This window comes from Alkalispirochaeta alkalica DSM 8900, from assembly GCF_000373545.1.
Taxonomy (GTDB): Bacteria; Spirochaetota; Spirochaetia; order DSM-27196; family Alkalispirochaetaceae; genus Alkalispirochaeta; species Alkalispirochaeta alkalica.
The window spans coordinates 57,424-79,343 of sequence record NZ_KB891747.1; the positions used below are offsets into that span (position 1 = coordinate 57,424).

Annotated in this window: 16 protein-coding genes and 1 riboswitch; of the genes, 2 read left to right on the forward strand and 14 right to left on the reverse strand. The window is 63.4% G+C overall.

Going from position 1 to position 21,920, the window contains the following annotated elements:
- Nucleotides 1–1,143: 1,143 nt before the first annotated feature.
- The 5 genes from B071_RS0112395 to ptsP form a co-directional block, all read right to left on the reverse strand.
- Nucleotides 1,144–4,020, reverse strand: coding sequence for a tetratricopeptide repeat protein (locus B071_RS0112395; RefSeq protein ID WP_083914940.1), 2,877 nt, complete (start codon nucleotides 4,018–4,020; stop codon nucleotides 1,144–1,146).
- A 63-nt stretch (nucleotides 4,021–4,083) separates the two neighbouring features.
- Entirely contained in the window at nucleotides 4,084–5,406 is a 1,323-nt protein-coding gene (locus B071_RS20660; RefSeq protein WP_018527393.1) for a DUF8515 domain-containing protein, read from the reverse strand.
- Complete coding sequence (locus B071_RS18665) at nucleotides 5,403–6,674, reverse strand: MerR family transcriptional regulator (RefSeq protein WP_018527394.1); 1,272 nt, start codon at nucleotides 6,672–6,674, stop codon at nucleotides 5,403–5,405. The genes B071_RS20660 and B071_RS18665 overlap by 4 nt, the downstream gene beginning before the upstream one ends.
- Before the next feature lie 3 nt (nucleotides 6,675–6,677).
- Nucleotides 6,678–8,087 (reverse strand): ribosome biogenesis GTPase Der, encoded by a 1,410-nt coding sequence (gene der, locus B071_RS0112410; RefSeq protein ID WP_026245215.1) that lies wholly within the window; start codon nucleotides 8,085–8,087, stop codon nucleotides 6,678–6,680.
- Nucleotides 8,088–8,253: 166 nt separating this feature from the next.
- Nucleotides 8,254–9,990 (reverse strand): phosphoenolpyruvate--protein phosphotransferase, encoded by a 1,737-nt coding sequence (ptsP, locus tag B071_RS0112415; protein ID WP_026245216.1) that lies wholly within the window; start codon nucleotides 9,988–9,990, stop codon nucleotides 8,254–8,256.
- 87 nt (nucleotides 9,991–10,077) lie between these two features.
- Here ptsP and B071_RS0112420 point away from each other — a divergent pair, with 87 nt between their 5' ends.
- The gene (locus B071_RS0112420) at nucleotides 10,078–10,914 is read left to right on the forward strand and encodes a GerMN domain-containing protein (RefSeq protein WP_026245217.1); all 837 of its coding nucleotides are present in this window, start codon (nucleotides 10,078–10,080) and stop codon (nucleotides 10,912–10,914) included.
- Here the strand turns inward: B071_RS0112420 and B071_RS17565 are convergent.
- From B071_RS17565 to B071_RS0112450, 6 genes are all read right to left on the reverse strand, one after another.
- Entirely contained in the window at nucleotides 10,911–11,720 is an 810-nt protein-coding gene (locus tag B071_RS17565; protein ID WP_018527398.1) for a TlyA family RNA methyltransferase, read from the reverse strand. The genes B071_RS0112420 and B071_RS17565 overlap by 4 nt on opposite strands.
- Nucleotides 11,721–11,729: 9 nt before the next feature.
- Nucleotides 11,730–12,512 (reverse strand): TIGR00282 family metallophosphoesterase, encoded by a 783-nt coding sequence (locus tag B071_RS0112430; protein WP_018527399.1) that lies wholly within the window; start codon nucleotides 12,510–12,512, stop codon nucleotides 11,730–11,732.
- A gap of 2 nt (nucleotides 12,513–12,514) precedes the next feature.
- Nucleotides 12,515–14,044 carry a ribonuclease Y gene (gene rny, locus B071_RS0112435; RefSeq protein ID WP_040588445.1) on the reverse strand — a complete coding sequence of 510 codons (1,530 nt, stop codon included), beginning with the start codon at nucleotides 14,042–14,044 and terminating at the stop codon, nucleotides 12,515–12,517.
- 100 nt (nucleotides 14,045–14,144) lie between these two features.
- Entirely contained in the window at nucleotides 14,145–14,780 is a 636-nt protein-coding gene (locus tag B071_RS17570) for a DUF8519 domain-containing protein (RefSeq protein WP_146049561.1), read from the reverse strand.
- Nucleotides 14,777–15,376: a Gx transporter family protein gene (locus B071_RS17575; protein ID WP_018527402.1), complete on the reverse strand. Its 600-nt coding sequence runs from the start codon at nucleotides 15,374–15,376 to the stop codon at nucleotides 14,777–14,779. Before B071_RS17575 ends, B071_RS17570 begins: the two co-directional genes overlap by 4 nt.
- Nucleotides 15,373–16,206, reverse strand: a complete 834-nt coding sequence (locus B071_RS0112450) for an alpha/beta hydrolase (protein WP_018527403.1) — start codon at nucleotides 16,204–16,206, stop codon at nucleotides 15,373–15,375. Before B071_RS0112450 ends, B071_RS17575 begins: the two co-directional genes overlap by 4 nt.
- A 319-nt stretch (nucleotides 16,207–16,525) precedes the next feature.
- Between B071_RS0112450 and B071_RS0112455 the strand changes: the two genes are divergently transcribed.
- Nucleotides 16,526–17,494 carry a serine hydrolase domain-containing protein gene (locus tag B071_RS0112455; protein WP_438829708.1) on the forward strand — a complete coding sequence of 323 codons (969 nt, stop codon included), beginning with the start codon at nucleotides 16,526–16,528 and terminating at the stop codon, nucleotides 17,492–17,494.
- A 197-nt stretch (nucleotides 17,495–17,691) separates the two neighbouring features.
- Here the strand turns inward: B071_RS0112455 and B071_RS0112460 are convergent, their stop codons facing one another.
- The 3 genes from B071_RS0112460 to bioB all read right to left on the reverse strand — a co-directional run bounded on the left by B071_RS0112460 (nucleotide 17,692) and on the right by bioB (nucleotide 21,918).
- Nucleotides 17,692–19,365, reverse strand: a complete 1,674-nt coding sequence (locus B071_RS0112460) for a ribonucleoside-diphosphate reductase subunit alpha (protein WP_018527405.1) — start codon at nucleotides 19,363–19,365, stop codon at nucleotides 17,692–17,694.
- A 130-nt stretch (nucleotides 19,366–19,495) separates the two neighbouring features.
- Nucleotides 19,496–20,605 (reverse strand): ribonucleotide-diphosphate reductase subunit beta, encoded by a 1,110-nt coding sequence (locus tag B071_RS0112465; protein ID WP_018527406.1) that lies wholly within the window; start codon nucleotides 20,603–20,605, stop codon nucleotides 19,496–19,498.
- Nucleotides 20,606–20,767: 162 nt separating this feature from the next.
- A riboswitch (adenosylcobalamin-variant (AdoCbl-variant) riboswitch) is annotated at nucleotides 20,768–20,846 on the reverse strand.
- Between the two features lie 100 nt (nucleotides 20,847–20,946).
- The gene (bioB, locus tag B071_RS0112470; RefSeq protein ID WP_018527407.1) at nucleotides 20,947–21,918 is read right to left on the reverse strand and encodes a biotin synthase BioB; all 972 of its coding nucleotides are present in this window, start codon (nucleotides 21,916–21,918) and stop codon (nucleotides 20,947–20,949) included.
- Nucleotides 21,919–21,920: the final 2 nt, after the last annotated feature.

Genomic DNA, 21,920 nt, shown 5'->3' on the forward strand with positions numbered 1-21,920 from the left:
TCAGCTGGAGAAAACCGGGGAGCAGGTTCAGGGAGAGTTCTCCCTCGGCAAAGAAGACCTCATCCAGAGGCGGATGATCCTTCTCGCCCTCGGGAATTTCCACCACGGGATAATCCTCCCAGAGGTCGGCGTAGGATTGCTCCAGCACCCGATATCCGCCCTGACCCCGCAGGGTCCAGCGATCACCCTGATTATACTGGAACCCCGCCTCGAGGGGGAAATAGGGCCTGTCGTCGAAGCGGTAGCGCACCGCGCCCTTTCCGGTCAGGGTCAACCCTTCCAGAGGAACCCCCTCTACCCGCAGGGATGACCCCACCAGCGAGGCAGGATCGAGGCCGGTACCGCTGGAAAAGAGGCCGGTGTAGTCCAGACCGGTCTCTACGGTGAGCCTGGGAAGCTCCATCACACCCGAAAGAAGGGGAGAAACCCGGTAGAACTGTTCCCGCTCGGAATCACCCGCAGAATCCAGGGCCGTCAGAACCCGGCTCAGCTCCTGCACCTCCAGATCCAGCGAGGTGGTGGTCCGGTGGTCCCAGAGATACNCCAGCCGCGTGCGCCCCTGGATGGTTCGCGTCTCGGCGGAGTAGTACTTGCGCTGCTGCTGAAGCCCGAAACGCTGATCCTCGTAGGCCATCTCTGCTTCCAGGGCGAGCTGATCTTGTGGCTCGATCCGGAGCCAGGCNTCGATCAGGTTTTCCTGGAGAAAGAAGCCGCTCCCCACCTCCTCGAAGTTGAANCCGTCGCTGGAGCGATGGTTGTAACTCAGACGAAACTGGGGGCCCTCACCGAGACGGAAGACATTGATACTCCCCAGAACGGAGTGGATCGAGCCGGCNCCGAGGGTGGCGTTGAAAAAGAGTTGCTCTCCCGGAAGNGTCTCGGCTGCTCCNACGGCATCGCGGGGGAGCGCGGGAACGGGGATCGCCGCCGCCAGGGCGTCGAGGGGCCGGTAGTCCGGGTCCAGGAGAACCTCCGCCAGAGGCAACGGTTCCAGAGGGGGCAGGCCGCCCAGGGCAGTCTCCACGGGGGCAACTTCAGCGGCCGACCGTTCCGGGCTGAGGTCGATAACCTCCTCCGCACCCGGAGAGGACAGTGCTCCACCGGTCATCACCAGGAGAGAGAGCGCTATGGTTCGTAATGTCTTCATCGGTTCTGCTCCATCAGACTCTTGGCGCGATCCGCCCAGACCGATCCGCTGAACCGGTCGAGCAGCTCTTCCAGGGCTTCCTCCATGGCGCCCCGCTCACCCTCGTCGCGGGCCAGGACGGCAACCTCGTAGAGGCTCTGGGCGGCTCGCTCGCTGGAGACTCCGGGGATACTGGCCGCGCGGAGATACTGCTCCAGGGCGGCTCGTGTCTCCCCCCGGCGACGATAGTACTCGGCCAGGAGAATCGCCGCCTGGGCCCCCTCATCGGTATCAACACGAGCTCCCTCGATGAGATATTCCACAATGCGGTTNCGCTGGCTCGTGAGGACGATCTGCTCGCGGATCGCGATCGTTCCAAGTTCCAGGACCGCCTGAAACCAGGATTCACCTCCTNCGGGCGGCGGATCACCTGTGGCGGGTTCCAGAAGAACCCAGAGCTCTGCCTCGCGGGTGCTGAGGCCGTCCAGTTCGAGTCTNATCCTCCGGCGGCTTCTCTCGGCCTCGGGAGCCTGATCGTGATCGGGATAGGCGGCCACAAAACGATCGTAGAGCTCCAGGGCCTGCCTTCGCTGTCCCCGCTCCTCGTAGATGCGCGCTGTCTCTGCCAGAGCCCGGGGAGTGAAGGTACTGCGGGGAAAATCCCGAACCAGGGGCTCCCACCAGAGGAGCGCCCGGGCGGGCTCACCCATCTCCAGGGAGACCGCCCCGGCCCAGTAGAGCGCCCGGGCACGTTCGGGCCCTTCGGGGTAGCGCGCCTGGTATTGGCGGAATCGTTCCCGGGCCTCGGCGAGCGAGCCTTCGGTATAGAGAATCTGGCCGGCCTCGAGGAGCGCTCCCGCGCCGGCGGGGGTATCGTCCAGACGGGCGTGGAGTTCGTCAAACTCGGCGACCGCCTCCAGCGGCTGGCCCACCAGGGCAAGAACCGACGCGTACTGGCTCCACAAGGCAGCCCTCTGTACCGGATCTGCAGCGAGCCCGGGAAGGCTCTGGTAATGGCCGAGGGCATCGTCGTAGGAGCCCTTCTCCAGATACACCGAGGCCAGGAGTTGCCGAACCTGAAGTTCCCCTTCCCGAGGAGGGTTGGCAGCCAGAAGCCGCAGGAGCTGGAGGGCGCTTTCCCGGTGGTGACCGCCCCGGGAAAGGATCCACCCGTAGAGGTAACCTCCGTCGAAAAAGAGCTCCGGGGGTAGATCGTCGATGACCGAGGCGATCGCCTCCTCGGCCCGGGCCAGTTCCCCCGACCGATACAGAGACCAGGCCAGATGATAGGAACGGAAGGGTTCGTAGCCCTGAAGCGTGACGCCCTGAAAGAGGTCTGCTGCCTCCTGGTACCGGCGCCCGTGAAAGGCCGTGAGGCCCTGAAGGTACTGTACGTCCTGCTGCTGCCCGGGGGATATCTTCGAGAGATCGACACGCTGCAGTTCCCGGGAGGCCGCAGGAAACTGGGAAGCACCCACCAGCGCCCGAATCAGCTCTATCCGGGCACCCTCGTCCCGGGGATGTTCTCCCAGATACTCCCGGAAGGACCGNACCGCCTCGGCGGGCTGGCCCAGATCGAGCTGCAACCGCCCGCGCAAACGCATCAGGTCCGGCAATTCTCTCACCAGGGGCTGGCTCGAGGTCCGGTCGAGGATGGAAAGAGCCCTGGAAGCGTCTCCGGCCCGGTAGAGGGCGTACGTCCAGGCGTAGAGAGGGCGCGCNCCGGTGTGGCGTTCGGGCATATCCTCCACGAGAAGNGCCGCTTCCCGGTGGTCTCCCCGGGCGATGAGCAATCTGGCAAGAACCAGCTTCCGCTCCAGCCGGGCCTCGTCCCCGGACCGCCCCTCCTTGAGGGATTCTTCCAGAATTTCCAGAGCCTCATCGGGACGCCCCTGGCGTTCNATCGCCCGGGCCAGCAGGAAGGGAACCTCCCCCGAGAGNGCCTGGGTGGTGCGAAGATCCCAGACCCGGTAGAGGTGTAGNTCGGCCAGCTCGTACCGCCCNGCCGTGACCGCCTCGGACCCCAGGAANAACCAGAAATCACTCATCCGCCGGGGTTGGGCGGCCAGGCGTTGCTCGGCACGGCGGAAGACGGCCTGCATCTCTGCACGATCACCCTCCTCCCGGGCGATTGCGTAGAGCCGCTGGAACCCCCACTGGGCAGCATCGAGGGAGTGCGAGACCAGGGAGGTATAGAGCTCTCGTGCCCGGTCCCGATCCCCCGTTGAAAAGGCTGCATCGGCGGCGAAGCGAAGGCGCTGTTCCTGGTACCCGTCGTCGTCACCGAGCTGGTCCTGCCAGGTATCCCAGAGCGCCAGNATCTCTTCGTCCTGGCCGAACCGGGAATGCAGCTCCATCAGGGCAGCCACGGCGAAGCCCCGTTCCCGGCCCTGCAAGTCCTCCAGCGCTCGGGCGATATCATCGCGGGCGCGGGCATGATCGTCCTGTTCTGCCCGGGAGAGCCCCCGGTAGAGGCGGGCGCGGGCGATCTGGTCGCGATCGTCGGGACGATCCTCCAGATAGCGGGTGAAGGCGCGTATCGCCTCGGCATAATCTTCCAGCTGAAAGTGGGTGAGACCGACCCAGAAACGAATCTGCCTGGCCACGGGGCCGCCGGGAGCGCGCAGGGCCGCTCCCTGGAACCGGTCCAGAGCGAGGTCGTAGTTGAACAGATGATAGTGGCTCTGGGCGATCCGCAGATGAGCCCGGGGAGAGAACTCCGACCCTGGATGGTCCAGGAGAAGCCGCTCGTACCGTTCTATCGCCAGGGCGTAGTTTCCCGCAGCGAAGCGGCGCTCGGCCTCTTCAAAAACATCCCGTCCCCCGGCATGAAGCGCCGGAACCACGAACAACACCATCACCGCTCCGAGCGACAAGAGAACTCTTCGATACATACGGCGAGTCTATCCCAGCGGAGAACGAGATTCAATCCGGAATGATTCGATCCAAACGGGAGATTACCGTGCCGTCTCTTCCCGNCCGGTTCCACCACCGGGGTAATCCAGACCGGGGGGACGAAAGGCCGATCGGGCCTCGAGCCGGACCAGATGAACAAACTCCCCCCCGTAACGCCGGGTCAGGGACTCGAGGCTGGTCTCCTGCCCCCGTTCCATCACGGCCAGGTTGAACCGTCCGGACCGGTCGAACCAGGGAAAGAAGACCACCNCGTGGGCGTGCTGGCGCAACACCGGAGCATCGCCAAAACTGCGGCTTACGCTGCCCAGATAGAAGTTTCCCGGCTCCCGCAGNGCCAGCCAGTAGAGAACCCGGTCCAGCTGGTCCAGCGGAAACCCCAGGTTCTCCCGGTACTCTCCCACGGGCAGATTCCGGACGTCCCGACTGCGGGGATCATCGGCGGGGCCCCGGNTTGCCCCCGCAGCCTGATAATGAAGCGCGAGGTTGCGCGTCCAGTCCAGCCCGAAATAGGGGTCCCGCAGCTCCTCGAGGCGCGAACTCCAGGAGGTCCCCCGCAGATCCCGGTGTCGTTCCCTGAGCGGTTCCAGAGGCAGTCCCGCACCCAGGAGGGGCAGCAGGAAGCCATCCACAACCCATTTGGCGAAACCGGAGCAGTTGAACCCACCCGNGCCCTCCTGGGGGAGACCCGTAGCGATATAAACCATCTCCCCGGCGGCGTTCATCGCACCATCGTCGGCATCCCCCAAGAGGGGAAGGGCCTCACGAATTTGTGCGACGGCGTCTGTAATCGACCGGTACCCCCTGTGATCGCTCTGGACCTCCAGAAGGGTCCAGTCTACGGTCCCGGCGGTGCTCTGCTGAATCATGGCCAGGGGCGCCGTGAGAATTCGCTGCATCGAGAGGGGGATCGGCACACCTCGATAGAGGGGGATNCCGGCCAGATCCATCTCCAGGACCGCACCCGTCCCGCGAGGGAAAATTCTCAGGAACGACCCCTGATCGTNCTGGAGAAATATCTTGATCTGCTCGAAGGCGCCGTCTTCAAGACGCCTGCGGACGATCCAGGTCCCCGGCGAGGCCAGGGTGATGCCACCGGTCTGATCGGGGTGAGAAAAGACGTAGTAAATTCTNCCGCCCTGGTGATAAGTGCGGAAGAGGATCACCTCCCCCGAGGGAGTTCGCAGNGCCTCCCGGNGGGTTTCCGGGGAGGGCCGTTGCAGGGAGGTCATNCGAGGCAGCATNTCACGNCGGGCGTGATCGGTTTCGGGCAGGGAGGTCAGCGCCGACAGGGGCAGAGCAAAACAGAAGAGAAGGGCCAGGTTCGTCGAGAGCCGCAGAATCTGCAACCGCACCGCGGGAATCACTGGCCCTGCTCCTCCCGNTTTTTTTCCCGGCCAGNGTTNGCCTCCGGCGGGCCGGAACCCGGCGCGGGGAGCCCCGAAAAGGGAGCATCCCCCCAGACCAGGCGCAGCTGCTCCAGCCAGGAAGAACCACGCCACACTCCGGGACGGGAGGCTCCCGGCACAAGAACNCCCGGCCCTCCCAGGGCCGCCAGATCCCGGAGCCAGAGCCTGAANCACCGCCCCTCCCCCCGGGGGTGGGGNACCCATTCACCGCAGCGCGTGGTTCTCTCCAGCCGGGGCCGCCAGGTAGCGAGATGAATCGCCGCTGCCTCGGTCAGACGGTGTCCCGACGGGGCCGGACGAACCCCCAGGGCGAGCCCCCCCGGGGCGGCGATCGCCANGGGAGAGATCACGTCCCGGGGAGAGGAGTGGGGAGAATCGGCGGCCCAGATGTGAACCGTCTCCCGCTGCCACTCCCGGAGCGCCCGATCGAGCTCCCGCGAGGAGGCCAGGGCCAGAAGAAGCGCCAGGGTTGGCGCCGTACAGACCGTGTGCTGACACGAGAGGGTCGGCAGGGGCAACAGAAACGTGTGGCGGGGCAGACATCGCTCGTAGAGATCCTCAAGCCCTCCCGGGACCGCCACAATCAGGGGAACATCCTCCCCCGACGTCTCCTGCTCCAGGCGGTGCCTCACCAGGGCGGCAAGATGCCGGGCGATCTCCCCGGGAGCCCCCCGGGCAAAGAGATGGCTATAGACGAGGCGCGCCCCTTCCCTCCCGGAACGGGCCGGAGCTACCACCGAGAGAGAGGGATCCCTCCCCTGCCGCGATGTCTCTTCCGGCGAGGGAAGAACACCCCGGGCAACCAGTTGCTCCAGAGCGATTCCGTACCGGCCAGGACCGGCCGGGGCATTGTCACCGGCAGAGCTCCCGGCCGGGGCGAGGCCGGAACCGGAGGGATCGCGCAGACGGATCAGCGTCGCCGCGAGCGCATCCCGGACGCCTTCGAGCCCGGCCTTGACCCGGGCCGAATCGCCCGAAGCCTCCCGGAGAAGGGCCTCCCCCGCAGCCGTCACCGCCACGCCGCGCTCGACCACGAGATGCCGGACCCGCAGAAGCATCCGAAGCTGGGCAGCCGTCCAGATCCGGTGCCCTCCCTCGTCCCGGCCCGAACGGACCAGGGGAAGCATCTGTTCCCAGTAACGCAATACGTGGGGCTTTACCCGGACCAGGGGCAATACATCCTGCAGGGTATAGCCCCCCTTGTCGAGCAGGCCGGATACCGCCACAGCTCACTCCCTCAGTTCGATAAAGAAGGGGATATGCCGAAAACCCAGATCCTGACGTATCTGATTCTGGATATACCGTAAATAAAACTCGGGAAAGATCTTTTTCCGGTTTGTGAAGAGCACAAACCGCACGGGGTTGGCGTGGACCTGGGTTATATAGCGGATCTTGATGGGCCGCTTTCCCGAGGGAGGCGGCGTCTGATCGAGCCACCGCTTGAGCGCCTGATTCAGGGGACCTGTGTCGATCCGGCGATGCAGCTCGCCCCGGACGTGGAGGAGCATGTCCAGCATCTTGTCGATTCCCTCGCCGGTGATGGTCGAGGTCGGCAGGATCGGCACGTGACGAAAGACGGGAAAGAGAAAATGAATGCGGTCCGTCAGGGCGTTGAGAGCGTTCTCCCGGTCCTGCATGAGGTCCCACTTGTTCAGAATCACCACGACCCCGCGGCCCCGCTCCGCCACCCGGGCAGCGATCTTCTTGTCCTGTTCGCTCAACCCCTTCTCGGCGTCGATCACCAGAACCACCAGCTCCGCATCGTCGATGGTAGCGAGGGCGCGCTGCACGGCATAGTACTCCACGGATTCCTTCACCCGGGACTTGCGGCGGATTCCCGCCGTATCGACCACGGTGAACTCCGTCCCCTTGAAGGAGAACCGGGCTTCCACGGTATCCCGGGTCGTTCCCGCTATGTCCGAGACCAGGGCTCGCTCCTCACCTACCAGGCGATTGAGCAGACTGGACTTGCCCGTATTGGGTTGCCCCAGAATGGCCAGCCGCACGGGCCGTGCCAGGGGATCCTCGCGCTGGCTCTCCGGGTCAGTCCCGTCGACGGAGAGATCCTCCTGGAGATCACCGGCGCCATCATGGCCCCCGGCCTCCTCCCCGGAAGAACCCTCGTCCCCACGGGGGCTGTCCCCACGGGGGTCGTCGCCCAGCACCTCCAGAACCGCCTCTTCCAGATCGTCCATCCCCAGACCATGGGCCGCAGAGATGGAGACCACCNGCTCAAGACCAAATCGCCAGAACTCGGAGACGTCCTGGGAGCGCCGCTCGTTATCTACCTTGTTCACCACCAGAATCACGGGACGACCGCAACGGCGAACGTATTCGATCAGTTCCTCGTCCTCGCCGGTCAGGTCGGTCACATCCACCAGCAGCAGGACCAGATCGGCCCGGCGGATCTCGTTGCGGCTGATCGTGTAGACCGCCTGCTCGAGCTGGGCCTCGCCCTCGCCGATCCCCCCGGTGTCGATAACCTCGAGTTGCATATCTCCCAGGGAGACGATCCCCGAGATCGCGTCCCGCGTGACGCCGGGCATACTGTCGGTGATCGCCGACCGTCTCCCGTAGAGGCGGTTAAAAAGGGTCGATTTGCCCACATTGGGGCGACCCGCTATACATATTCTGTGCATTGTTCTGTCCGTTTCGTTTTATTCCGGCTTTCCCGGTCTGCCTTTCGGCTCTGCCTTCTGGTCGTTCCCAGCCGGGCCGTCCCCTGCCGGGCTCCCGCTGCCGGGGGTTCCCCCCCACTGGTCGGGCCCCCCTGCTATACCAATATAACCAGCTATACCAATATAACTAAAAGAGAGAAAACCGTTCCTGCATATAGGTCCGCACTTCCCGATCGATCTCGGCGGAACTGCGCATCTCCATCACGTTCCCGGCCAGTTCCTCGGCCTCGGCCATGGAAACGGAGCGAATGATCCGCTTCACCTCGGGAATTCCGGCAGAACTCATACTGAACTCGTCCAGCCCCAACCCCAGCAGGACCATGGACGCCACGGGATCCCCCGCCATCTCACCGCACATGGCCACGGAGATCCCCTCGGCGTGAGCACTGTCGATCACGATCTTGATGAGCCGGAGCACCCCGGGATGGAAGGGCTCGTAGAGATAGGCCACCCGCTCGTTTCCGCGATCCACCGCCACGGTGTACTGTATGAGGTCGTTGGTCCCGATGGAGAAGAAATCCACCTTCTTGGCCAGGATATCCGTGGTGAGGGCCGCCGAGGGGACCTCGATCATGATGCCCACGGGGATCTCCTCGTCGAAGGGGACCCCCTGGTCCCGCAACTCCTGGCGGACCTCCTCGAAAATTTCCATGGCCCGGGTGAGTTCCATGACCCCCGAGATCATGGGGAACATGATCCGCAACCGGCCGTGAACGCTGGCCCGCAGGAGCGCCCTGAGCTGGGTCCGGAAGACCTCGACCTCGCTGAGACAGACCCGGATCGCCCGCCACCCCAAAATGGGGTTTTTCTCGTCCCGGGCGCGGATCTGCTCCGATACCTTGTCCCCCCCTACGTCGAGAGTCCTGATCGTGACGGGTTTGCCCGCCATAGCCTCCAGCACGCGGTAATAGGCCCGGTACTGCTGCTCCTCCGAGGGGAGCTGAGCCGTTCCCAGGAAGAGAAACTCCGAACGATAGAGGCCGATGCCGTCGGCCCCGTGGTTTCCCACACCCTCCACCTCCTCGGGCACCTCGATATTCCCTTTCAGGGAGATGAGCTTGCCGTCGGCTGTCTCTGCGGGCAGGGCGTTGAGCCGCATGAGCTGGACTTCGTGTTCCTGCCACTCCCCCTGGAGGCGGGCGTAGCGCTGGAGCGTGGCCGCATCGGGGTCGATGATCACCACCCCGTGATTTCCGTCGACGATGATCTTCTCCCCCCCCGAGAGGGTACGGGAGATCGTTTCCAGCCCCAGCACGGCGGGAATCTCGAAACTTCGCGCCAGAATTGCCGTGTGGGATGTTTTTCCACCGGCGTCCATCGCGATCGCCTGGACCATACGCTTGTTCATGGCCACAGCGTCGGAGGGCATCAGATCGTGGGTCACCAGCACCACCTCCTCATCGAGATCGGCCAGTTCGGGCCGACTCCGGTCGAGAAGGTGGTTCAGAATCCGTTTTGCCACATCGAGAATGTCGGAGGTCCGCTCCCGCAGATAGGCATCGCCGGCCGTGGCCAGCTTGTTCATCATCTCCTTGACGGTCCGGGCAAGAATCCACTCGATATTCAGGAGTTCCTGCTCCATGCGATTCTTCAGGGAGTCCAGAAAGGAAGGATCCCGGAGCATCAGGAGGTGGGAATCGAGGATTGTCCGCTCGTCACCCTCGAGATCACTGCCGTTCTCGGACTGTATCGCCTCGATATCCGAACCGGCCCGGGCAACGGCCTCGTCCAGACGAAGGCGCTCCGCCTCGAGCTGGTCCTGGCTGATCCGGTAGCGGGGAATCCGGGGAATATCGTCGCGATAGAGATACACTGTTCCAATCGCGATCCCCGGGGATGCGGCGATACCATTGAGTTCCGTCATTATCTGGTACTATAGTTTGTTCGACGATTTACTGTCAAACAGGATTTCCGGTCAAACCCGAGGGAAAGAAAGCCGAGAATAAAAGCTATGGCACGATCACGAGGTTCCAACCGCCCCCATCTGGGAGTTATCTTCTGGATCGCGGCGATTTTGTTTATATCCATATTACTGATGTTCAAGCTCCCCTCGATCCGGACAGTCCTGGAGAACACCGGTTTTGTAGAGGTGGTTTTCGAGAACGGCTCGACCGGGGACCCCGCCGGAAGGGGGGAGCCAGCCGATCCGGGCCTGCAGGAGCCACCGGTCCGGGATCGTCCCCACCCCTCAGCACCGGAGCATCTTCTGGTTTCGCCCCCCCCGGAGGCCACAGATCCCTCCCCTGCCCCTGACCCTCCCGCAGCGGATTCCCTCCTTGCAGAGACTCCCCGGGAGCAGAAAGAGGAAGTCCTGGAGGTAGCACCGCCCCGGCAGCCCCGGGACGAGGAACCCCCGGTCAGGACACGTCAGAGCACGGTCTATTTCATCAAAGTCACCGACGACGGGCGCATCAGGGCCGAAGCGGTCTCCCGGTCGGGACCGGCAACCAGCAGCCCCCTGACCAAAGCGCTGGAGGCGCTCATCAGCGGGCCCTCGGCGGAGGATCTCAACAAGGGGCTTCTGACGCTCCTGCCCGAGGGGACACGGCTCCTCTCGGCCCGCGTGGAGAACGGGGTGGCCTACCTGAGCTTCAACGAGGCCTTCCGTTTTAACGCTCTTGGCGTGGAGGGCCACCTGGCCCAGCTCCAGCAGGTCGTTCTTACGGCCACAGCCTTTCCTACGGTGGAGGCGGTGCAGATTCTGATCGAGGGACAGCAGACCGCCTATCTCAGCGGTGATGGTGTTTATATCGGACGACCCTTGAGACCCGGGGATTTCCGCGGCTAACCCCGGCAGCGCTGGTGGTCGGCGCACCCCGGGAGAAGCCGGTCAACCCGGTCAACCCGGCCGACCCGGCCAACCAGAAGCAGCTCCTCGCGGTTCCCCTGCCTCCCCGCCACGGGGCTGGTGAGGTGGCGCAGGACACGCACCCCCTCCTCCCGCTCCAGGGAGAGGATCACCTCGGCCACAACCTGATCGCGAAGATCACCGCTCACCACACCCGACGCTGCATCGGAGGCATCGCGCCGGCCCCAGCGGACCTCGGCGGCAGCCTCGAACTGGGGCTTGAGCAACGCCAGAGCCCACCCTTCCAGGGTCAGGTCGAGAAGGTGCGCCAGGACCCCGCGCAAGCTGCGAAAGGAGAGATCGCACACGGCAGCGTGCGGCCGGGGATCCAGGCTCTGCAGGTCGCGCACGTTGGTCCGCTCCTGCGACAGAACCCGGGGATCACGCCGGAGGCGGTAGTCCAGCTGGTTGTACCCCACATCCACGGCGTGGACCAGGGCGGCCCCGTGCTGGAGCAGGCAATCCGTAAACCCCCCCGTACTGGCTCCCGCGTCGAGCCAGCGCCGGCCCGAAGGGTCGATCTTCCAGGCCGAGAGGGCCGCCTCGAGCTTTTCTCCCCCCCGGGAAACAAATCGGGGCCGGGTTATGAGAAAGGAATCATCCTGCCCCACCAGTTCGCGGGGGTTGGTAATCTTCTGATCGCCCCGGCGGACCTCGCCGCACATGATGCACCGGTAGAGATAATCCCGGGACAGGGAAGGATACTGGAGGCAGAGAGCCTCGAGGAGCGCCCGTCGTCGCGCCACGGCCGACCCCTAGACCAGGGACCGGAACTGGACCCGTTCAACCGAGAGAGCCTTGAGCCCCCCCTTCTCCGTTTCCACGCAGAGTCCGTGAATGATCGCCGTTCCCTGGGCAACCTCGTTGCGCAGTGGCAACTGCGTCAGAGCCCGGCGCGTACTGATGGCGGGGTTAAAACCAATCACGCTCTGCTCTGCCAGGCAGGCCCCGGCGTCGGTGATGTAGGCGGTCCCGCCGGGAAGAATCCGCTCGTCGGCGGTCTGGATGTGGGTATGGGTACCGTAGATCACCGAAACCTCACCGTCCACAAACCGGCCGAAGGCCTCTTTCTCGGAGGTGGTTTCGGCGTGGAAGTCCACGATGATCGCGTCCAGGTTGTTTCCCAGGGTTTTCCGGATCTCCCGGAACCGCCGGAAGGGACAGTCGATGGCGGGCATTCGGTCGCGCCCCTGAAGGTTCACCACAGCGACCCGGCCCTGGCGGCCCTCGCTCACGCAGACGCCGCTTCCGGGCGCGCCCTTGGGGTAGTTATCGGGACGGAGCACCTCGGGACAGTGTTCCAGCAGGTCCGTCACACCGGGATCGTGCCAGACGTGGTTTCCCGTGGTAATAACCTGCGCGCCGGCCCGAAAGAGCTGGTCCGCCAGTTCCCGGTTTATACCGAACCCGTCGGCAGCGTTCTCGCCGTTGACCACAACAAAATCGGCCCGGAAGCGGCGGGTGAGGCCCTTGAGAGCGCTCACAACCGCCCGCATACCGGGCTGACCGATGATATCACCAAGAATCAGTATGCGCATATCTACCGGGCGTATTCCACGATCCGGGTTTCGCGAATCATGGTAACCTTGATCCGCCCCGGGTACCGGAGCTGGTCCTCGATCTGCTTCGCGATTTTCTTGGCGATCTCCCGGGCCTCTTGATCACTCACCTTCTCGTGGTTTACCATGATCCGGAGTTCCCGTCCCGCCTGGATAGCAAAGGACTTGTCTACTCCCTCGAACCCGTCGGCGATCTCCTCCAGGTTCTCGAGCCGCTTGATGTAGTTGTCCAGAGTCTCGCGCCGGGCCCCGGGTCGGGAGGCCGATATGGCGTCAGCGACCTGGACGATCACCGATTCGATGCAGTTGTGGGGAACGTCTCCGTGGTGCGCCGCGATGGCGTTGATCACCCGGGGGTCCTCACCGAGACGTTTGGCCAGTTCCACACCCAGCTCCACGTGGTTGCTGTCACCGTCGGTCTCGATTCCCTTGCCGATATCGTGGAGCACACCGCCCCGGCGGGCAATCTCTACGTCAGCGCCGACCTCGGCTGCCAGGGAACCGGCGAGAACGGCCACTTCCTTGCTGTGGGCGAGAACGTTCTGACCGTAGCTGGTCCGAAAGGCCAGACGGCCCAGACCCCGCACACCCTCGGGTTTGAGGTGGTGAATATTCAGCTCGTAGAGCACCTTCTCGCCTTCCTCGTAGATCGCCTGGGTCATGTCGGCCGTGACCTTCTGCACCACCTCCTCGATCCTGGTGGGGTGAATGCGCCCGTCCGAGACGAGCCGCTCCAGGGAGCGCTTGGCGATCTCCTTGCGGATAGGATCGAAACAGGAAACCACGACGGCCTCGGGGGTGTCGTCGATGATGATATCGACACCGGTGAGCGTCTCCAGGGTCCGAATGTTCCGGCCTTCCCGGCCGATGATCCGGCCTTTCATCTCGTCGTTGGGCAAACTCACCGACGAGACCGTCACCTCGGTGTTGACCTCGCTGGCAAGACGCTGAACCGTGGAGATCAGGATCTCCCTGGCCTGGCGGTCGGCGCCGAGGATTGCCTCCTGCTCTATCTTGTGGGCGATGCCCTGGGCATCGTGGCGCACCTCATCCTCCAGGGAGGAGAGAATCAGCTTGCGCGCCTCCTCCTGGGTGAGACCGGAGACACGCTCCATCTCGTTACGCCAGTGGATCTCCTGTTCAGCGAGTTCCTTGTCCCTCTCGTCCAGCTTCCTCTCGCGGGTTGCCAGCTCCTGCTGGGATTTCTCCACAGCCGAAGCTTTTTCATCCAGGTTTTCTTCCTTCTGAAGGAGCCGTCGCTCTATGCGCTGCAGCTCGCTCCGCCGTTCGCGAATTTCCCGTTCCTGTTCATTCCGCTCTCGCTGAAGGTCATCTCGTGTTTCTAGTATCAGCTCTGTCTTCCGAGCTTCCGCGTCCTTTACCGCGTCTTTTCTTAATCGCTCGGCCCTCTGTTCTGCCGACGAGAGCTGAAACCTGGCGTAAAGCCAGCGGATAGTCCAACCTAGAATCCCACCTGCAAGAGGAAGGGCTAACATCAACAAAAGCCGCATAACCTTCCTCCCCATTCGCAATGGTAATAGGGCAAATTATAGCGCCTGCACGGGTCGTGTCAAGTTTAGCGAGCAATCCCGACCCCGAAGAGCCCGGCGTCTAGAAAAAGCCCCCCAAAAGGGCGACCCACTGCAGGACCACGATGCCCGAAACCACCAGGCTCCCCGGCAGGGAGGAACGCCGGGCCGTTCCCTTTCTCGCGAGTGTGTCCGAGGGAAGCTCCCCCCCCAGGAGGAGGTCCTCGTACACCCCCAGCAGCAGATCGTCCCCCGATGCCAGCAGCCGCCGGGGCTCCAGCTGATCGCGACGCTCCATGATCTGTTCGAAGGACCAGAAGATCTTTCCCGCCAGCGTCCCGGCCCGGCCGGGCAAGCGCAGATCGGCCCGTACCGAGGCCAGGGAGATAAAGACGAGCCCCACCACGGTGAGGGCCTTGAAAAGCCCCGTTTCGAGCCCTCCCCGGGTGATCCGCAGCATGCCCAGCGTGACCAGGACCCTTCCCGAGGGAATCAGCAGATGAAAGAGAGTGATCGTGGCGATAATGGTGAGAAAATAGGCCCACTGCAACCGCTTCCCGGCCCGAAGAGCGCACCAGCCAAAGAAGAGAACCTGGACAAACCGTATCGTCAGGTTCTCCTGAAGCAGGTAGGCCGGCAAGAGCGCCATCCCGCCAAGAAAGAGCGTCCGGGCCGATATGTTCCGGAGCATCCAGGGGTGCTGACGACGCAAGCTCACGAGCCCCTCCCCAGGAGAATGTGCCGATAATCGCCGGTGATCCGGGCGACCCAGCGGGAGCGGCGGGAAAGATACTCCGCCAGCCCTCCCACAGAGACGCCGGCCACCACCCCCAGAAGGAGGAAGGGAGGAGCCATCACCCAGGACCGGGGGCCGAAGATAAAGAGCACCGAGAGACTCACCTGAACCACGTTGCTCGCCAGCGCCCCGGCGGTGCTGATGCCCACCAGACTGACCCGGTTTCCTCCTGCGCGGGCCACGCCGATCATGACGGCTACGCTGGCCAGCGTTCCCGCCAGAGAAAAGAGGAAGACGTAGCTGGCCAGGGTTCCGTTGATCAACCCCTGCCCCAGGACCTTGGCCAGGGCCAGGGAGAAGAGATGACGCCCCCGGAAGACCCGGATCATCACGAGCAGGGGCAGGTTGGCAAAGCCGATGCGGAAGAAGGGAACCGGCTTGGGAATAAGGTACTCCAGGGTCGAGCAGAAGATCGCGACCGCCGCCAGAAGCGCCAGCAGATCGGTCAGCGAGGGAGCAGGACCGGAGGAAGGGGGATCGGGGAGAGCTCCGGGGCTCTGACCGCCGAGGGAGGTCACGGCCTCCCCCCGGGCAGCGCCTCTTCCAGAAAACGTCCGATCTCCCGGGAATAGCGGGGTTCGCTTTCGCGAAAGCCCGTGTTGTGACCGCCCTGGATCTCCAGGAACCGGCGTTCCCCCGGGACCGCTGCGTAGACCGCCTGGCCGTGGGAGAAGGGAACGATCTCGTCGTGGGGGCTGTGGATCACCAGCACCGGTGCCGTGATCCCGGCAGCGTAGTACTCGGTGGGATAGTCGTAGCGGACCAGAAAGCCCAGGGGCAGCCAGGGGTAGAGGCTCCGCGCCAGGGCGGGCACGGACCGGAAGGCCGACTCCAGGATGACAGCGCCACAGGAAACCTCCCGGGCCAGCTCGGCCGCCACGGCAGCCCCCAGAGACCGGCCAAAAATCACTACCCGCTCCGGCGGAACCCCTGCGGGGCCGGTGAGGAAGTGGTAGGCGGCCCGGGCATCCCGGGCGGTCCCCTCCTCGGAGGGGCTCCCCTGGCTGCGCCCGTACCCCCGATAGTCGATGATAAAAACCGAGAGCCCCAGATCGTGAAACTGCCTGATCGAGGAGAGGCGGTGGGAGATGTTGCCGGCGTTCCCGTGAAAAAAGAGCACCACTCCCCGGGGGTCCCCGGCGGGGATCCACCACCCGTCCAGAAGAACTCCGTCGTCGGTGGTGATTCCGATGGAGTCCCAGGCCATGCCCAGATCGTCGGGGACCCCCACCCACTGCCTGCCCGCGTGGGGCTGGTAGAGGATGCGGGACTGACATCCCGCGAGAAAGAGCGCCGAGAGAAGGCCAAAGGCGGCGATCCCCCCAAAAAGCACCAGAATGGTTCTCATGGTTTGATGTTCCTCATGGTTCACTGCTCCTCATGNTTCCTCCCTGAGTTCCTCCCTGAGCGCGCTCCAGCCGGGAACCCCTCCCGGCACAGCCGATTATATGGTACCATTTTTCCCGGTATCAGGCACCGGCCGGGGGCTGAATTCCGCCCCCAACGGATCCGGGCGACCCCGTGGCCCTGGCAGAAACGAAAAGGAGGCCCTCCCCATGACCACCGACCACCCGAAGACCGATCACCTGACCGCCGATCATCCGCTGAACACCGGGGCAGCGGAGTCGCTGGTNCGGTCCTTTCTGGGNCGCTCCCCCAGACCGGCCATGGACGTGGCGGTCCATCTCCGGGACCGGCACGGCCAGGATCAGTCCTGGACCTGGCAGCAGGACCATCCCCGGAGGTCNCCGCCGGGGATCTTCGAGATCGGCTCGGTGGGCAAGATGTTCACCACGACCCTGCTGGCGCTGCTGGTGCAGGAGCGGCAGCTCAGCCTCTCCGATCCCGTGGCGCGGTTTTACCCTTCCCTTCCCTGGTCCAGGGGGGTAACCCTGGAGGCGCTGGCAACCCACACCTCGGGGCTGCCGGGGAACCCCTTCGGCCAGTGGCAGCTGATGCGCCGGGGGCAACAGCTGACCGGGGATTTCCAGCCCCGGGATCTGTTTTCCTTTCTCCAGGCTCTGGAGCCTCCCCTGAAGGGTGCGGGAAAGGTGCGCTATTCGAATCTGGGGATGGCCCTGCTGGGTCATATCCTCTCCATGGCCTGCGGGCAGCCCTACGGCGAGGCCGTGCAGGCGCTTATTCTTCATCCCCTGGAGATGAGGGAGACTACCCTGGATCCCCAGGCCTGCACCACCGACCGTCTGATGGGGGGGCACAACGCCCGGGGTCGGGAGGTTCCTCCCTTCTCGTGGCCCGGGATGGAGGCTGCCGGACTCTGGCGTTCAACGGGCGCCGACATGATGACCTTTCTGGATGCCCAGAGGGGGCTCCGGGGGGAGCCCTGGGCGTCCCTGGCAGAGGAGACTACCCGGCCCAGGGCGAGGATCGCGCGCCGCACCCGGATCGGTCTGGGATGGTTCCTGGGCGACCACAAACAGTGGGGGCCCGTGGCGTGGCACGGGGGTGGTACCTTCGGCCAGCACTGCGTGGTGGCCTGGCCGCTGGATCGCTCAGCTGCTGTGACGATTCTGACCAACCGCATGCCTCCCTGGTGGCATCACGCCCTGCCGGGGTGGCAGATCGAGCGGTTGCCCTACGGGCTGGTGAGGGCTCTGGGCCGGCAGCAGGGGTGATCTCCCCGGGATCGATGTACCAGGCGTGAGTGATTGGAGGGGAGCCGCAGGCTGCCCCGGGCGGAGCCGGCTCCGCCCGGGGCCGAAGCGAGAACGGAGCCCCGCAAAGCACGACCCGAGCGGAGCGAGGGGCACGCCCCTTTCCGTTCCTGATGATCCGATTGGTTCGGCGGGTTTCATGTCGCGGGATACGGGGCTCAGGCCTCGCAGGCGGTTCCGCATAGTTTGTCCCGGCTGAAGGTTTGGGCAGCGCTGGTGGAGTGCTGATAGTAGAGGCTTTTTATCCCCAGTTCCCAGGCCCGCAGGTAGAGCTGGTTGATCTCCCGGGCCGGCGTCCCGGGGTTCACCAGGAGGTTCAGAGACTGGCTCTGATCGATATAGGGTTGCCGGGCCGCTGCCTGGTCGATTATTTCCAGGGGGTCGATCTCGCTGAAGGTTTTGAAGACTTCTTTTTCCCGGTCCGAGAGAATTTCCAGGTGCTGCACCGAGCCGTCGTGGTCGCGAATGGAATGCCATATCTCGCGGGTGTCGGCTTCTTTTTCCTGGAGGACCTTCTTCAGCAGGGGGTTGTGGATGGTGACCTTCATCTTGTCGATGTCCTTGACATAACAGTTGGACCAGATCGGTTCGATGCTCTGGGAGACCTGGCCCAGGATGAAGGCCGACGAGGTAGTGGGGGCCACGGCGTTGAGGGTGGTGTTCCGGCGTCCGTAGCCTTTCAGGAGTTCCGGTTCCCCGTATTCCCTGGCCAGCTCTTCCGAGGCTTTGAGAGAGCGTTCCCGAAGGGTCCGGAAGATCTCCAGGTTTATCTGCCGGGCCTCCCGGCTTTCCAGGGGGATCATTCGGGATTGCAGGTAGGAGTGCCATCCCAGGACGCCCAGCCCCAGGGCCCGGTTCTGGCGGGCGAAGGTGTGAGTCCGCTTCATGTAGTGGAAAGCTTCCCGGTCGTGACGGTCGGGAGAATCGCGCAGCGCCTCAAGACGAAGGATGAAATCGGTCATGACGGCGTCCAGGAAGAAGATGAGGGTTTCCACGGCGTCGGTCTCTTTCCACTGATCGTAGTGGAGAAGGTTCATCGATGAGAGGTCGCAGACGAAGGACCAGTCGTCGCTGTCGGGCAGCGCTATCTCGGAGCAGAGGTTGCTGTGGGTTATCCTGAGTCCCTTGTCCCGGTACACGTCGGCGGTGGTGCGGTTCACCGTGTCGATGAAGACGATGTAGGGATAGCCCTGCTCGACCCGCCGCTGGATGACTTTTGCCCAGAGAGCCCGTTTTTCCTGATCGCCCCCGACCATCGCCTGCATCCATGTGTCGGACACGGTAACGCCGTGTGTCAGGTTCTGTATGGGGTTGCCTTCGGTCCCGATGTCCAGGAACTCGCCGATATCGGGGTGTTCGATTGGGAGGTAGGGAGCGAAGTGGCCCCGCCGGGTGGATCCCTGACTGACCACGTTGACGATTGTTTCGAAGAGTTGCATGAAGTGGACGGCTCCCGAGGATTCTCCGTTCATGCTGATGGGTGCTCCCCGGTGGCGCAGATCCCCGAAGTATCCCGAGGTGCCACCTCCGAACTTGCTCATCATTCCCGCTTCGGCCTGGGCGTAGAGAATACTGCTCATGCTGTCCGAAAGGTGACCCCCGAAACAGCTGATGGGCAGGCCTTTTTTCGTTCCGAAGTTGGCCCAGATCGGTGAGGACAGGGAGTAATATCCCCGGGCCATGTAGTCCATAAATCTGTCGGCGAAGTCATGTTTTTGCAGGATCTTCCCGGCGTGGCGGGCGATTGATCTGATGCGGTCCTCGGGATCGGTTCCTTCGGCCAGGTATCCTTTGGCCAGAAAGGCCCGGCTGTGCTGGTTTAGCCATTCCATGGTGTCTCCTTTCGTTGCTGGTGCTGTGCCACCGGCGCTTTGCGGCGCAGGTGGCGCTTTGCTGCGGTGGTGGCTCCTTGCTGCGCTGGTCCCGGCCTCCCCGAGATGGGTCGAGCCGGGAGGCGCCGTCCTAGAACAGATCGTCCCCCGTAATGCTTCTGGAACGCTTGTTGTAGTTGATCGATCGCTTGACAAAAAAATCGCCGTGTTTGGTGGTGATCACCTCGTCGTCGAACCACTCCGTTTCCCGGAGCATCGCGGGATCCACCTCCAGCAAGGGCTCCTCCCCGATACTTCTCAGGGAATTGTTGAAGCGGTTCTTGATGAATTCCAGGACCAGCGCCTTGGGAAGGAATTCGAGTTCCCCCTTCTGGAAGAGCCAGTGGACGATCTCCGACTCGGCGTGCCAGGCCTCGTGGCAGAGGTCGGCAATTTTTCGGGACATCTCCTGGTCGAACCACTGCGGTTGTTCCTGGCGAATAATCCTTATCAGGTCTATTCCAAAGAGTCCGTGAATCTGTTCTTCCTTGGAGGTAGCCTCGATAACGTTGGAGATTCCCTTGAAGAGATTCCTGTACTTGTTGAAGGACAGGATGATCAGAAACTGCGAGAAGAGCGACACGTGCTCGATGAAGAGGCTGAAAAGCAGGATCGCGAGGGTGTACTCCCGGGGATCCTGACTCCGGGCAGCACGATGTGTCGTGTCCAGATACCGGATTCGCCCCATGATGCAGGGAATCTGGTGAATTGTCCCGAACTCGTGGTTCAGCCCCAGGAGCTCCAGCAGGTGCGAATAGGCATCGTGGTGGCGCACCTCGCTCTCGGCGAAGGTGTAACCCACGGAACCGATCTCGGGCTTGGGGAGCCTCTGGTATATATCACCCCAGAAGGTTTTCACCGAAACCTCGATCTGGGCGATGGCGAGCATCGCCTTGCGAATAACATCGCGCTCCAGATCGGTTACATGAACCCTGAAATCCTGAATATCGGCGGTGTAGTTGAACTCCGTATGGATCCAGTAGGAATGACGGATCGAGTCTACATACCGGGCGAGTTCGGGGTACTCCCAGGGCTTCAGATTCAGCCGACGGCGGAAGATGTCGCGCTGCCCCGGGCGCGGGGGATCGAGTTGGCCCGTGTGGTCGCCCCCGGAAAAGATCTCACTGATTGTATCGGGATCACGGGGTGCCGGTGATCCGTCTCGCGTAATGCTGTGGCCGGACAGGCCTGAACCGGGCATAGGTATCCTCCCTGGTATCCTGCGGATGCGCCGGCGGCGCCACCAGGGACGCACAAACCATCATTCCGCCGAAGTCTCCCGGGATACCCCACTGCCCTGACAAACGATTCAGGCGAGCCTGCTGAACGGTGCTTGACGCGAGCAGTGTGAGCCCCGGGGGGCAAACGAACCGGGATCGGACTTTCACCGTTGCGCGACAGTGCCGGAGTTTCACCGGACTTCACCGATTCGATCACCCCCCTAATGTATCGAACGCCAGGGGGACTGTCACTATCACGGAGGCAAAACAAGAGTGTTTTTGTAATATTTTTCTGTTCGGGCCAGGTCCATCCCGGAGATTCTCAACCCGAGACAGCTTCCCACCCTCCCTGGGCGATCATGGCCAGGTCCCGTTGCACCTCCATGCCCGGGGTAGTCAGATAGTTTCCCGTCATCATCCCCGTGGCACCGGCAGAGAAGATCAGCGCTTCCAGCGAAGCGAGGTTCTGTCGTCGGCCCCCGCAGACGATGAGGGGTGTCCGGGGCATGCAAAACCGGAGGGCCGCCAGAATTCTGAGACACGCCAGAGGCGAGAGAGGGGGGGCCGATTCTGCGGCTGTTCCATCCAGGGGGACCAGGAAGTTCACCGGCACGGCATCCACCTCGAGGTTCTTCAGTGTTTTGGCGAGCTCAAGAATTTGCTCGTTGCTCTCACCCAGGCCAAAGATTCCCCCGCAGCAGATTTCGAGTCCCGCCCGCTGCGCCGATCTGAGGGTGTCCAGACGTTCCTGGTATGTGTGGGTGCTGCACAGCGAGGGGAAGAGCGATTCCGCTGTCTCGAGGTTGTGGTGGTATCTGCTCACACCGGCCTGTTTCAGCCGCCTCAGGGCCGGTTCGGGCAGTATTCCCAGGGATGCGCACCAGGAGAGGCTCCCCCGGGGGAAGGTTTCGAAGGCTCTGATCACCCTTTCCAGGTCATCCCCTTCCAGCCCTTTTCCGCTGGTGACAACGCTGTAGCGGTCCAGGGGAAGTTCCGTGGCAGCCAGGGCTCCCCTCAGAAGTTGATCCTCTCTCCGGAGGGGGTATTCCTCGATGGTGCACGTTGCGTGGAGAGATTGGGAACAGAAGGAGCAGTCCTCGGAACACCGTCCTGATTTTCCGTTGTCTATCGCGCAGAGCCGCAGGGTGCGCCCGAAATACCTCCGACGAATGAGGTCCGTACCGGCGAGAATTTCCGCGAGCCGGTCCGGTTCTGCTTCCAGTATCCAGAGAAGGAAATCATCGTCGACGGATTTACCCGACACAGCCTGTTCTGCCTCGATGAGAGGTTTCATGG